This is a genomic window from Dyella jejuensis (genome assembly GCF_044904675.1).
In the GTDB taxonomy this organism is placed as follows: Bacteria; Pseudomonadota; Gammaproteobacteria; order Xanthomonadales; family Rhodanobacteraceae; genus Dyella_B; species Dyella_B jejuensis.
On the sequence record NZ_JADIKJ010000009.1, the window covers coordinates 171934 to 185474 of the forward strand.

The following is a 13541-nucleotide window of genomic DNA, read 5'->3' on the forward strand; positions in this document are numbered from 1 at the left end:
GGCGAGGTTGGCCCCTCACCCCAGCCCTCTCTCCGAAGGGGAGAGGGCGTGAAAGCAAGGCGGGAGCGACGCTTTTCTCATCTCCCCGCAGGGAGAGGGAGTGAAAGCAATAGCTCAACCAATCCCCAGCCCTTCGATGTCCGCGATCGCTTTCCCGTCGAATCCCGCCATGTCAGCAAAGCACCGTCCACGCTCGGCATAGTCGCGGTACTGATCGAAACTCGGCGCGCCCGGCGAAAGCAATACCGTGCCGCCTGGCGGGGTGATCGTGCGCGCCATCTCGACTGCATCGGCGAGTTTGTCGACGTCGCCAAGCGGCACGCCTGATTTCGCCGAACGCAGGGCGCTGGCGATGCGTGGACCGTTCTCGCCCTGGGCCACGATGCGTAACGCTGTGCGCGATGCCACTGCACCGACAAAGGTGCTCCAATCGAGGCCGCGATCATGGCCGCCCACGATCACGGTGACTTCGCGCTCGCGCAGGCTATCCAAAGCGGCAAGCGTGGCTTGCGGCGTGGTACTGATCGAATCGTTGATCCATTGCAGGCCAGCGCTTTCGCCCAATGCCTGCAGGCGATGCGGCAGCGGACGGAAGCTGGCGAGTGCCGCGGCGGCTTCGATCGCGTCGAAGTCCATCGCTTCCAGCGCGGCCAGCGCGGCGCAGGCATTGAGCGCGTTGTGCGTGCCGGGCGCGGTCATGCGCTGCAAGGGAAAGATATCGGCGTTACCGCGACGGATGACGTTTTCCGCTACATGCCAGCCTTCGGCTTGACCGAACAACAAGCGATGCGGATGGCTGGAGGTTTTTTCCAGCAACGCGGGCTGCCCTGCATTCACCAGCAAGCGGCGCGATACGTCGGCGAGCTTGAGTTTGTCGGCTACGTAGCGTTCGCGCGAGCCATGCCAGTCGAGATGTTCTTCGTACAGGCTGGTGATCACACCCAGCTCCAGCGGGCCGGCTTCGCCGGTCTGAAAACTGGATAGTTCAACCGCCCATAGTTCGGCGTGTTGGTCCAGCAGTTCGAGCAACGGCAAGCCGATATTGCCGGCCAAGGCGGTGCGCATTCCCAGTGCGCGGGCCAGATGCGCGAGCAATGCGACGGTGGTGCTCTTGCCTTTGGTGCCGGTCACCGCGGCGACACGCGCCTGCGGATTTTCCGCAAACCAGATCGCCGTACCGGAGGTGAAGCGCGTGCCTTGCGCCTGCGCGGTGACCAGCGCGGGCTTATAGGCGGAGATACCGGGCGACTTGATCACCACATCATAGGCGCTGAGCGCGACGGCATCGGGCTCAAGCGGATAGACACGCACGGCGGCGTCGAATGCCTGCGCCTGGGCTGCTTCGGCTTCGCTGCAATAGAGCGCCAGCGCCAGTTGCGGCGCGCGCCGGCGCAAGGCACGAATGGCGGCGCGTCCCTCGCGTCCGAAACCCCAGACCGCGACGCGCTTTGCGGCAAGTTCAGCGATACGCATCAGCCGATGGCCGCGAGCGCGGCGCGCAGGCGCGCAGCCACGCGATGGTCGCTGGAAGCTTGCAGCCATGGTTCCAATGCGAGTTCGCCCACGTCCAGCTGCGGCAGGATTTCAGCGCGGAAGCGCGCGACGAGCGCATCTTCCTGCCACTCGGGCCGCTGGCTCAATGAATACATCGCCGCACGCGCCTCGGCACCCTCGCCTACGCATTCGAATGGCTTGTGATCGTGGTATTCGAGCAGCGCATCGAATCCGGCCGCCTGGCTTTCGTCGTCGAGCAGGTTGCGTCCGAAAATGCCAAGCAACCGTGGCTTGGGCAAAAACGGCGCGAGCGCGAGGAACACGAAATGGCATTTGGGGCATTGCCCGCACCAGCGATCGGCCGGTTTCGGCCCCAGTATCTTGAAGTTGCGATTGCAACTGGAGAACACGTCGAAATATGGCGTGAGCCTGGCAAAGGCACGGGTGATCGCCAGCTCTGAATACGGGCGCAGCAGCGAGCAATAATCGAGATCGGTCGCGATATGCGTGTGCAGCCAGTCGCCGAGCATTTGCTCGAATGCGTAGCCCTTGCTCCATTGATGATTCACCTGCTGGCCTTCGTATTCCAGCGTGGCGGCGGAAGCGGAGCGTTCGTTGGCGAAAGCGATGCTGTCGTAACCATACAAGACGGCGGCGACCGCGAGGATCGCCGAATTCACTGCGGTAACCGGGATGTGGCCGTTCCACGCGCCCAGGCGATTCAATTCGAACAAGCCGGGAGCGAGTTCGCGCTGGAGGTTGAGGGTTGGCAGGCCAGTGCGTTCGGCGCAGGCGGCAATCAGCGGAGAATTGCCGACCCATACCGCGGTGGCTTCGCCGCCGATCTGCTTGATAGCTTCGACGGCAACGAGCGAATCCTTGCCGCCGCCGATGGGGACGAGGGTCCGTGGAGGAAGGTGCAATGTTTTCGCGAGCGCGCGCTCCCCGCTTTGCGCAGAAGAGGAAGAAGCGCTGCGAGGGAAGTGAATGCGTCCACGCAGATCGAGCCCATTGCGATACGCGAATTCGGCAAGGCCATGCAGATACAGCGCATCCAGCAGCTCGGCGGTAGCGGAATCGAGCGGACCATCGGCCACTTCGATCTTCGGCGGTACGCCTGCTTTGTAATAGCTGACACCGGCGAACAAGTGCAGCAGCTTGAGCGCGGCATCGAAAGCCTCTTTGCGCTCGGCCGGCAGCGCGGGGGCGGCGGGGAAGCGGATTCGCTCGATCAGTTCCTCGCCTTGATCGAAGGCATACACCAGCTCGGCCACACCCTCGGCATAGCTGCAGCGGACGAAGCGGAAGGCCTGGGTCAGGCGGGGTTGGATCGGGTTGGTCACGCGAAAAGCTCCGGGTTTATGTCTCACATGGCGCGAGGTTGGCCTTTCACCCCGGCCCTCTCCCCGAAGGGAGGGGGAAGAGCAGTTTTAGGGCAAGAGTGACCATGTGCTCTTTTACTCCCTCTCCCCTGCGGGGAGAGGGTTGGGTGAGGGGCCGCTCTAGCCAAAGCCTCCAGAACCACCCCAAGCACCGCCTCGGTATTCATCAGCACGTCATTGTTCCAGAAACGCAGCACGTGGTAACCCATGCCTTGGAGCCGCCTGGTGCGCTCGGCATCTGCCGCCACCGTTTCGGCATGTTGCCCGCCGTCCAGCTCCACAACCAGGAAAGCGTCCGGGCAGACGAAGTCGACGATGTAGCGGTCGATTTCGTGCTGGCGGCGAAACTTCCAGCCCGAGAAATGCCGGTTGCGCAGATGCCGCCATAAACACCGTTCGGCATCCGTCATAGTGCGGCGCAATCGGCGCGCTCGATCGACATACATGCGCTTCATCCTGAAGTGTTGCTCCTTACTTGACTTAGACCGCACCTTCTTCCCGGCCCTCTGCGACAGGGAGAGAGCGAAAGGCGGCAAACCTTCGCCCCTCCTCCCCTCCGGGGAAAAGGTTGGGATGAGGAGCGGCTCTCGCCAAGGTTTGGCAGAAGAGAACACGCTCCGATTTTCATTCATCGCAAGATTGTCCCCTCACCCCGACCCTCTCCCCAGAGGGGAGAGGGAGAAAGGCGGGAAGGCTCCGGCCGTTTTCCCTGCAAGGAGAAGGCGCCTGCCCCTTCTCCCCTCCGGGGAGAAGGTTGGGATGAGGGGCTAATCTTGCGAAAAGCCACAAGCTAAAGCGTTGCTTCGATGTTTATTCAACGCGAGGTTGCCCCCTCACCCCGACCCTCTCCCCAAAGGGGAGAGGGAGAAAGGCGGGAAGGCTCCGGCCGTTTTCCCTGCAAGGAAAAGGTGCCTGCCCCTTCTCCCCTCCGGGGAGAAGGTTGGGATGAGGGGCCAATCTTGCGAAAGGCCACAAGCAAAGCCTTGCTTCGATGTTTATTCAACGCGAGGTTGGCCCCTCTCCCCACAGCGGGGAGAGGGAGAAAAGCGGGAAGCTCCGGGCGTTCCTCCCACTTGGGAAAGAAAGCGAAGGTCATTCCAGGATGATCTCTTCCGCCTCATCCCGCAGGTTGTAGGGCGAGGACATGACCTTGCCGTAAGCACCCGCTTGCGCAATGAGCATGACATCGCCCTCCTGCGCCTCCGGCAACCGGCGGTCGGAACCGATCACGTCGCCGCTTTCACAGATCGGGCCGACCACCTGGTACAGCGCCGTGGCAGCCTCCTCCAGGCGCGTGAGATTCACGATTTCGTGCCAGGCGTCGTACAGCGCGGGACGGATCAGGCTGTTCATGCCGGTATCCACGCCGAGATAGCGCCACGAACCCTTGCCCTTTTGCTGGGTGACGCGCGTGATCAGCACGCCGGCATCCGCCACCAGGTAACGGCCCGGCTCCATCCATAGCTGGTAGTGCGGATAGGCCGATTTGACGTTGCGCAGCGTCTCTTCCAACGCAGCCATGTCCAGCCGTGCTTCGCCGGGATGCGACGGCACGCCCAGGCCACCGCCAATATCCAGGAAAGTGATGCTGCCGATGCGTTCGGCCAGGCTGGCGAGCTGGCTATAGACCTCGCCCCAATGCTTGCTGTCGAGGATGCCCGAACCCAGGTGCGCGTGCAGTCCGCGCACGGTGACGTGGTGCGCATCGGCCAAGCGCAGGAACGCATCGATTTGATCGACTGGCAGGCCGAATTTGCTGCCGCTGCCACCAGTACGCACTTTCTCGTGGTGGCCCAGTCCGCGACCAAGATCGATACGCAACACGATCTCACGTCCGCGGAAAACTTCGCCCCAATGTTCCAACGGATAGAGCGAATCGAGCGAGACGGTCGCGCGCGTAGCCAGTGCCCAGGCGTAATCCTCGCGCGGCGCGAAGTTCGGCGTGAACAACACGGGTGCCGTCTCCGGCACTGCCGCCATCACCGCTTTCAATTCGCCCGGCGACACGCATTCGAAACCGAAGCCTTCCTCGGCCAGCGCGCGCAGGATGGCTGGATGCGTGTTCGCCTTGACGGCGTAATGCAGTCGGTCTACCGCGGTCAACGCCGTCAGCTGGCGCGCCTGCTGACGCACGGTCGGAAGGTGATAGACATAACGTGGCGTAGCTTGCGCGCCAAGCGCCAGCAAGCGATCGCGGCTTTGCTGGCGCCACCAGGCATCCCCCACGGCAGCAGTTTCGCCGCGACCGTAAAGGTTCTGCCAGCTCGACCCGAACAGGCTACTGTCATCGGTGCGCAAGGCACCGGCAGCGATCAGCATCTCGTGCAGGCGCGGTATGAGTTCGTCGACCACGCTTTCGTCTACCACGAAGGTGAGGTTGAGGTTGTTCGACGATTGCGAAATCAGATGCACCCGCAACTGGCCAAACTCCGCCAGCACACCGGAAAGCGTGTGCAGCATCGAGCGCATGCCGCGCCCGACCAGCGTGATGGCCGCACAGGGGGCGATCACCTTGACGCGGCAGACCTTGGCAAGATCGCTCGCCAGTGCCGCGACCGCATCGGAATCGAGCAGGTTTTCGGTGGGGTCCAGCGACACGGTGACGTTCGTTTCAGCCGAACCGATCAGGTCCACCGATAATCCGTGCTGCTTGAATTGCGCGAACACGTCGGCGAGGAAGCCGACCTCTTGCCACATGCCGACCGATTCCATCGATACCAGCGTGAGGCCCTTGCGCGCGCTGATCGCTTTCACGCTCGGCGCGTGCTCGCGCACTTCCGGACCGATCACCGTGCCTTCCAGCTCGGGCCGGTTGGTGTCTTTGATCAGCATCGGCACGCGCGGTTCGCGCAGCGGCGACAGGCAGCGCGGATGCAGCACCTTGGCCCCGGTGGAGGCGATTTCCTGCGCTTCTTCGTAATCCAGCTTCTGCAGCAGGCGTGCGCTGGGAACCTGGCGCGGATTGGCGGTGAACATGCCGGCGACGTCGGTCCAGATTTCCACGCGCCGGGCTTTGAGCAGCGCGCCGAAATACGACGCCGAGGTATCCGAGCCGCCACGGCCCAGCAGCACCGTGCGCCCCTGCGCTTCGCGGGCGATAAACCCTTGCGTGATGAACACCTCGCCCCATGCCGCCAGACGTTCGCTCAAGGCCGGATCGGGCCTGGCCTCCACCATGGCCGAAAGCAGCCTGGTGCGCTCGTTCTGGTTGGGCAACGCCACCGCGGCCAGGCAGTCGCGCGCATCGATCCAGCGGGTGGGCAAGCCGCTGTGACTGAGAAATGCCGCGCCCAGAGCGCTGGACAGCAATTCGCCATGCGCCTGCACCAGCGCCGACCAGGCCAGTTCGCCGAGCAGCGCCGGGCCTTCTTCGGCCAACCTCGCCAGTTCCGCCAGCCGTGCGCCGAGTGCCTCGGGAACCGCCAGTTGCATATGGTCGAGCAGGTCGTAATGGCGCTGCGTGATCGCACGGGCCGCCGCGATGCGTTTGCCTTTCTCTTCCTCCACGCATACCTGTTTGAGTGCGTCGGTGATGCCGGTGAGCGCGGACACGACCACCAGCACGCGCGCGCCTTCGGCACGACGGCTGGCGATAAGCTCACGGATGTTCTGCCAGCGCGGCAGGGTGGCGACACTGGTGCCGCCGAACTTCATCACGATCCAGGGAGCGCCGGCGGTCAGCGGCGCGGAGGCATTCGAGGTCACGGTTTCTCTGTCAGGGTTGCGGGAGCACAATCCTGCCAGTGTTGCGCCGCATCAGCTTGAATGCAACCGGCGATGAGGCATAAGGATTTGGACGGCTAAATGCCCGCGCGATCTGCACCCTTTCCCTTGGGACATGCAGGGAGCGCACACGGATATGCCCGACATTGAGAAGCGAGGAGAAGGTCGTGGTGAGGCGACCACTTGCGGTAAATAAAATCGAAGCGTTTTTAGCATGGCGGGATGGCGGCAAGGTTGGCCCCTCATCCCCGCCTTCTCCCCGGAGGGGAGAAGGCGCAGGAAGTGCTTCCGCTTTCTCCCTCTCCCCTCCGGGAAGAGGGGGGCAGGAGGACAGGAAGCATTAGTTATTCGACAAGGACAGGGATTTTCCCGATCTTCGCCTGCCACTCGCGCGGGCCGGTCTTGTGTACGGAAGTGCCCGCCGAATCCACCGCCACCGTCACCGGCATGTCCTGGACCTCGAATTCGTAGATCGCTTCCATGCCGAGGTCCGCGAAGCCGACCACGCGCGAGGCCTTGATCGCCTTGGAAACGAGATAGGCCGCACCGCCTACCGCCATCAGGTATACCGATTGGTGCTGCTTGATCGCCTCGATCGCGGCCGGGCCGCGCTCGGCCTTGCCGACCATGCCGAGCAGGCCAGTCTGCGCCAGCACCTGCTCGGTGAACTTGTCCATGCGGGTGGCGGTGGTCGGACCGGCCGGGCCGACCACTTCGTCACGCACCGGGTCGACCGGGCCGACGTAGTAGATGAAGCGTCCGTTGAAATCGACGGGCAGCTTCTCGCCTTTGTTCAGCATCTCGACCATGCGCTTGTGCGCGGCGTCGCGGCCAGTCAGCAGCTTGCCGTTGAGCAGCAGCACTTCGCCTGGTTTCCAGCTCGTGACTTCCTCGCGCGTCACGGTGTCGAGATTTACGCGGCGACCTTTGGAGGCGTCATAGGTCAATTTCGGCCAGTCTTCCAGCGAGGGCGGATCGAGTGCCACCGGGCCGGATCCGTCCAGGGTGAAATGGGCATGGCGGGTGGCGGCGCAGTTGGGAATCAACGCCACCGGCAGGTTGGCCGCGTGGGTGGGGTAATCCTTCACTTTAACGTCGAGCACGGTGGTGAGGCCGCCCAGTCCCTGGGCGCCGATGCCCAGGGCGTTGACCTTCTCGTACAGCTCCAGTCGTAATTCTTCCGCGCGATTGCCGGGTCCGCGCGCGATCAGTTCCTGGATGTCGATCGGCTCCATCAACGCTTCCTTCGCCAACAGCATCGCTTTCTCGGCGGTGCCGCCGATGCCGATGCCCAGCATGCCGGGCGGACACCAGCCGGCGCCCATGGTCGGCACGGTCTTGAGCACCCAATCGACGATGGAGTCGGACGGGTTGAGCATCACGAACTTGGATTTGGCCTCCGAGCCGCCGCCCTTCGCCGCCACGATCACATCCACGGTGTCGCCCGGCACGATCGAGACGTTGATGACGGCCGGCGTGTTGTCCTTGGTATTGCTGCGCTTGCCGGCCGGATCGGCCAGCACGCTGGCACGCAGCTTGTTGTCCGGATCGTTGTAGGCGCGGCGCACGCCTTCGTTGACCATGTCTTCCAACGACATCGTGGCGTCCCAGCGCACGTTCATGCCCACCTTCAGGAACACGGTGACAATGCCGGTGTCCTGGCACAGCGGGCGGTGGCCTTCGGCGGCCATGCGCGAATTGATCAGGATCTGCGCCATCGCGTCCTTGGCGGCGGGCGATGCCTCGCGCTCGTAGGCCTGGGCGAGGTTGGTGATGTAGTCGACCGGATGGTAGTAGCTGATGTATTGGAGCGCATCGGCGACGGACTGGATCAGATCGTCTTGCTTGATGGTGGTCATGGCGGCTGCTTCGACTGGGAGGAAAGGCCCGGCGAGCCTTGCACTCGCGGGACACAACCGCCCTATTGTGCCGCAATCGGTCCCCGACATAAAAAGACGGCCGCACAAGGCGGCCGGAGGAAGCAAGCGTTTGCCAGGACCGGTCAGAAGCGGTATTCGCCCTGCACCGTGTACATCCCGATGCGGGTGCTCTTGTAGAAGGCGTTGGCCGGGATGTGGTAGTCGTCATAGGCCAGGCCGACGCTGAAAGCCTGGTTGATGTTGTAGCCGACGCCGAAGCCGAGGTATTCGCCAGTGTCGGTGCTATGCGCGCGAAGCTCGTGGCTGGCCGAAGCAAACGCGGGCGAGGACGCATTGAAGGTATCCGTATAGCCGCTATGGGCGCGGAACCAGCCGGCGCGGCCGGAAACGTACCATTGCTCGGTGATGTTGTAGTTGAGGTTGCCGCCAAGCAGCCAGCCGCGGGTTTTCACGGTCTGGCGCTCGCCGCCGACACCGTCGTCGAAGCCGCGGGCACTGGCCTTGCCCAGGAAGCCATAACCCACTTCCACGCCATAGTCGACCACGCTCTTCCAGCGATAGCCCACGCGCAATGCACCGGCGGTGTCGTGCTTGCTGAACTTGTTGTCGTAACCGGTGAACGGATTGCTGATCTGGTAATTGGAAGCGCCAGCGTCGGCGTTGACGAAGGCATTACCGTCCGCGAAGGCCGCAGCCGAAGCCGAACCGAGAACCAGCGCGACGGCGACCGTTGCAAACTTGCGCATGAGCGTACTCCTTGTTGATGTGATGACGTATCCATCGAGCTGCATGCTGTGTTCCGCATGCCACTGGTGTGAATATTTCGCGAAATGTATCCAATCAAATCGCCGCTGCCTAAAGACATATCCAGCGAGCATGTAGGAATAGACCCACACAAATTCCCCTTATCTATCGAGCATGACGCCCGCGCACGCGCAACAATCGCCAAGGACTACAGCGGAAACCCCGCCAGCGCCTTGCCGGTTGATTCCCGCAACAGACCGCTCAGCTTTTTCGCTGACATGAAATTAGAGATCACCTACATTCCGCGCAGGCACTTCCATAGATACCCTGGAGCGCTATAGGCTCACTGAGCGGCGCAACGCCAGTCGTCAGGGGAGACGGACGACGTCGCGGGGAAGAAGAGTTTTTCAGCCAAATGCCCAACGGCTTCGTCCGGATGCGCAAGGCATGGCATTCCATCGCCCTCGCCGTGCATGCGTGCGGGTCGCTGTGCCTATCCGGAGGAACACCATGTTCGCGAAGCTGCAACGCAAGTCGCTTCCGTTATCCCTTGGCCTGCTGCTGGCCGGCCTGAGCACCGGCGCGCTGGCGGCCAATGCCACCCCTGCCGTCGATGCCGGTGCTGCGCCGGCCAACCAGACCATCCAGGTGACGCTGGTATTGAAGCTGCGCAACCAGGCGGCGCTGGAGGATTACATCAAGCAGACCGTGACGCCTGGCAGTGCGCACTTCCAGCAGTTCCTGACCACCAGCCAGTTTGCGCAGCAGTATGGCGCCACCAGCGACGCGATCGCGCGGGTACAGTCCTACCTGCAGAAGCAGGGGCTGAGCAGCGAGGTGCTACCCAGCAACCTGGCGATCCGTGCCACCGGCACCGCGGCCCAGGTTGGCGCGCTGTTCCAGACTTCGATCCATAATTATGTATCTCGCCAGAGTGGCCGCCGGTTCCATAAGCCAGCCTCCGCGCCGCAGATTCCGTCGGCTATCGCCGACGTGGTCGATGCCGCCAGTGGCTTGAGCAATGAGCGTACTTATCGCCCGCATCATCTGACCGCGCCGAGCTTTGCCTCGCTCAACCATCCGCCTGCGAAGGCCGACGCATTGAGCGCGACGACCACCGGTTCCAGCGGCAATCCCACTGCATCGGGCGTGCCGGGCAGCTACACCGTGGGCGATGTCGCCAATTTCTACGACATCAATCCGCTGTACAAGCGTGGCGTGCTCGGCAAGGGCGCGACGGTCGCCATCGTGACGCTGTCGAACTTCTATCCCAGCGATGCCACCACGTACTGGTCGGATATCGGCCTGGCCACCAAGCCCAACCGCATCAAGCAAGTACACGTGGATGGCGGCGGCGCGATCGACGACGGCAGCGGCGAAACCTCGATCGACGTCGAGCAGTCCGGCGGCGTTGCGCCGGATGCCAACATCATCGTGTACGACGCACCGAATGCGGGCAATGGCTATGTCGATGCCTTCGCGCAGGCTGTATCGGACAACATCGCAGACAGCATTTCCACCAGCTGGGGTTCGCCGGAAATCTTCAATTTCGCCGCGCTGAACGTGGATGGAGCCAGCGATACCGACACCAGCGACGCCGGCGACCTGCGCGCGTTCCACGACATCTTCCTGGAAGCGGCGGTGCAAGGCCAATCGCTGTTTGCCGCGTCCGGCGACTCCGGCGCTTACGACACCGTGCGCGACCTTGGCGCCGGCACGGACGTGGGCGATTACACCGCACCGCTTACCGTCGATTCGCCGGCGTCGGATCCCTACATCACCGCCGCGGGCGGCACCACCCTGCCTTACAGCTACGCCTTTGGCACCGGCCCGACCAAATCCATCAAGCAGGAAAGCGTGTGGGGCTGGGACTATATCCAGAACTACTTCGACACCTATATCGGCCCGAACGTGGTGGACCTGTTTTCAACCGGCGGCGGCGGCGGCGTGAGTGTGTACTGGCATACGCCGTTCTACCAGGTGTTCACCAATGGCATTCGCGTCAGCGAGAAGAACCAGTCGCTGGTCTACAACGATCCCAGCGCCGGCCCGACCACGTTGCTGAAGTTGCCCAGCCGGTTTGCCGGACGCAATGTGCCGGATATTGCGCTCAATGCCGATCCCGAAACGGGCTACATCTTCGTATCCACCTACGATGGCGGTTTGAACAGCGGCGAAGGCGGCACCAGCTTCGTGGCGCCGCAGCTCAATGGCATTACCGCCCTGCTGCGACAGAGCACCGGCCATCGCATCGGCTTGTGGAATCCGCAGGTCTACGCGATCCAGAACGTGTTCGGCTATGGTCGCTTCTCGGCCTTCAACAGTGTGCGTGCCGGCGACAACTGGTTCTACGATGGCGCGCCGCGCTACAACCAGGGTGCGGGCATCGGCTCGCTGGACGTAAGCAACCTGGATGCTTTCCTGCGCAGCGGATTCTGAGCAGGCAGCATCGTTCCAAAAATCGGCCCGTGCGTTCGCGCGCGGGCCTTTTTTTCTGGATGCTCGCTTTGATACGCGCACCGCGTAGCGGATACGATGCCCGATCATTCCCACGCAGGCATCCCCATGCCATCGACACGCCGTTTCATGCAGCTCGATGTCTTTTCGCACCAGCCGATGCAAGGCAATCCGCTGGCAGTGGTCATCGATGGCGATGGCCTCGACGAAGTCACCATGCGTGCCTTCGCACGCTGGACGAATCTTTCCGAGACCGCGTTCCTGCTCACGCCGACCGAACCCGGCGCGGACTATCGCGTGCGCATTTTCACGCCGCGCCAGGAGCTGCCATTCGCCGGGCATCCCAGCGTCGGCAGTGCGTATGTCGCCGTGGAAGCCGGACGGGTCGCAGCGGGCAAGGCCTCGCTGGTGCAGCAATGCGCCGCCGGTTTGCTGCCGGTCCGTGTTGACGGTTACGGCCCGGCGCGAACCATCCATGTGCAGGCGCCACGCGCGCAAGTGCAGCGTGTGGAAGCGGCCCTGCGTGACGCTCTCGGCACGACCTTGCACACCGGGCTGGACGAAACGCAGCTACGGCTGGTAGATAACGGCCCGCGCTGGTGGGTTTGCCGCTTGCCCGATGCCACCCACGTGCGCGCCTTGCAGCCCGACCTGCATGCCATTGCCGCGCTATGCGAACGCCACGGCGCCATTGGCGTCAGCGTGTTCGGCCGCGAGTCGGCGGGCGCAACCGCGATGGCGGTGCGTGCGTTCTGTCCGGCCGACGGTATACCCGAAGATCCGGTAACCGGCAGCGTCAATGCCGGAATCATGGCCTTTCTGGTCGATAGCGGCGACACCACATTTGGCACGCACTATCGCGCCAGCCAGGGACGCGAGGTGGAGCGCGACGGTTATGTCGACGTCGCGCACGATCCGGCGACGGGGGCCGTCACCATCGGCGGGCAATGCGTCGTGCTGATTCGTGGCGAGCTTGAACTGTAGAACACAACGGCCGCACGCTGGCGGCCGTTGCTGCGATCGACGCTTACCGTATCGGCTAGAACCGGTATTCGAACGTGCCGCCGTACATGCTGGTGTTGAAATGGCCGTCGTAGATGCCATTCGCGCGACTCTGGAAAAAGTCGTAATTCAGGCTGATCCCGATATGCCGGTTGAAGTCGTAGCCCAGGCCAACCCCCGCGTAAACGCCATCGCCCGTGCTGCTGCTCGAAACTGACGCATAGCCAAGCTGGTCGTTTGCCCGCCCGCTGGTCTGCGAATGGAACCAGCCGCCACGTGCGGACAGGAACCAGCCGTAATCGCCGTAGTGCAACTTGAAATTGCCGCCCAATATCTCGCCGTGCGTCTTGATGCTGACATGCACGGGATCATACGGGCCGCCGAGATTCTCTACGGCGTAATTGTCATTGCCGTTTACTTTGCCGAGGTCCACATAGCCGCCTTCCACGCCCCAGGAAACCGCGCCGGCATTCCAAAGGTAGCCAAGGCGCAAAGCCCCGGCCGCACTCGTTTGATCCCGACCCTGCAAGTTGCTGATGTTCACATCAGAACCCGCGGCCTCCCCGTTGACGAAGAAATTGCCATCCACTGCCATCGCCGCACTGGATGCAACAACCAGCGCGGCACCGACGGCCGCCTTGGAAATCCATTTGTTCATTGAAGCCCCTGATAGATTATTGGGTGATGTTGATAAAAAAACACAACGATCGAACCGTTCCCTGAGATGCGCGCGCTAATGCGCTAACGCAAACTCTTGCAACCAGCGCATCGAGCGAAGGCCGCGCGACATTGTAGATACTGTGACGGAGTCCGCAACGCCTGCGCGTTGGCGCCCGCAGCGTGCTAGCGGGTTTGACTC

The 13541-nt window shown here is 62.9% G+C and carries 9 protein-coding genes; 2 read left to right on the top strand and 7 right to left on the bottom strand.

The window, feature by feature from the left end; genetic code table 11:
• Positions 1-114 precede the first annotated feature (114 nt).
• The 6 genes from murD to ISP15_RS09645 form a co-directional block, all read right to left on the bottom strand.
• Positions 115-1473, bottom strand: coding sequence for a UDP-N-acetylmuramoyl-L-alanine--D-glutamate ligase (gene murD, locus ISP15_RS09620; RefSeq protein ID WP_404547048.1), 1359 nt, complete (start codon positions 1471-1473; stop codon positions 115-117).
• Positions 1473-2837, bottom strand: coding sequence for a UDP-N-acetyl-alpha-D-muramoyl-L-alanyl-L-glutamate epimerase (gene murL / locus ISP15_RS09625; protein WP_404547049.1), 1365 nt, complete (start codon positions 2835-2837; stop codon positions 1473-1475). The genes murD and murL overlap by 1 nt, the downstream gene beginning before the upstream one ends.
• Before the next feature lie 23 nt (positions 2838-2860).
• Positions 2861-3331 (bottom strand): endonuclease domain-containing protein, encoded by a 471-nt coding sequence (locus tag ISP15_RS09630; RefSeq protein ID WP_404547050.1) that lies wholly within the window; start codon positions 3329-3331, stop codon positions 2861-2863.
• A gap of 637 nt (positions 3332-3968) precedes the next feature.
• A complete protein-coding gene (locus ISP15_RS09635) occupies positions 3969-6581 on the bottom strand; it encodes a bifunctional aspartate kinase/diaminopimelate decarboxylase (protein ID WP_404547051.1) in 2613 nt (870 codons plus the stop codon).
• Between the two features lie 362 nt (positions 6582-6943).
• A complete protein-coding gene (locus ISP15_RS09640) occupies positions 6944-8458 on the bottom strand; it encodes a fumarate hydratase (RefSeq protein WP_404547052.1) in 1515 nt (504 codons plus the stop codon).
• A gap of 143 nt (positions 8459-8601) precedes the next feature.
• Entirely contained in the window at positions 8602-9225 is a 624-nt protein-coding gene (locus ISP15_RS09645; protein ID WP_404547053.1) for an outer membrane protein, read from the bottom strand.
• A gap of 508 nt (positions 9226-9733) precedes the next feature.
• On the opposite strand from ISP15_RS09645, the gene ISP15_RS09650 reads away from it, so the two are divergent.
• Together ISP15_RS09650 and ISP15_RS09655 are read left to right on the top strand one after the other, a co-directional pair.
• Positions 9734-11662, top strand: coding sequence for a S53 family peptidase (locus ISP15_RS09650; protein ID WP_404547054.1), 1929 nt, complete (start codon positions 9734-9736; stop codon positions 11660-11662).
• 126 nt (positions 11663-11788) lie between these two features.
• The gene (locus ISP15_RS09655) at positions 11789-12664 is read left to right on the top strand and encodes a PhzF family phenazine biosynthesis protein (protein ID WP_404547055.1); all 876 of its coding nucleotides are present in this window, start codon (positions 11789-11791) and stop codon (positions 12662-12664) included.
• 55 nt (positions 12665-12719) lie between these two features.
• Here the strand turns inward: ISP15_RS09655 and ISP15_RS09660 are convergent, their stop codons facing one another.
• Positions 12720-13340, bottom strand: a complete 621-nt coding sequence (locus tag ISP15_RS09660) for an outer membrane protein (protein ID WP_404547056.1) — start codon at positions 13338-13340, stop codon at positions 12720-12722.
• Positions 13341-13541 lie beyond the last annotated feature (201 nt).

Excerpts from the sequence above, each read along its gene's own strand:
- murD (WP_404547048.1), bottom strand. The coding sequence starts at position 1,473 with ATGCGTATCGCTGAACTTGCCGCAAAGCGCGTCGCGGTCTGGGGTTTC.
- ISP15_RS09630 (WP_404547050.1), bottom strand. The coding sequence starts at position 3,331 with ATGAAGCGCATGTATGTCGATCGAGCGCGCCGATTGCGCCGCACTATG.
- ISP15_RS09640 (WP_404547052.1), bottom strand. The coding sequence starts at position 8,458 with ATGACCACCATCAAGCAAGACGATCTGATCCAGTCCGTCGCCGATGCG.
- ISP15_RS09645 (WP_404547053.1), bottom strand. The coding sequence starts at position 9,225 with ATGCGCAAGTTTGCAACGGTCGCCGTCGCGCTGGTTCTCGGTTCGGCT.
- ISP15_RS09650 (WP_404547054.1), top strand. The coding sequence starts at position 9,734 with ATGTTCGCGAAGCTGCAACGCAAGTCGCTTCCGTTATCCCTTGGCCTG.
- ISP15_RS09655 (WP_404547055.1), top strand. The coding sequence starts at position 11,789 with ATGCCATCGACACGCCGTTTCATGCAGCTCGATGTCTTTTCGCACCAG.
- ISP15_RS09660 (WP_404547056.1), bottom strand. The coding sequence starts at position 13,340 with ATGAACAAATGGATTTCCAAGGCGGCCGTCGGTGCCGCGCTGGTTGTT.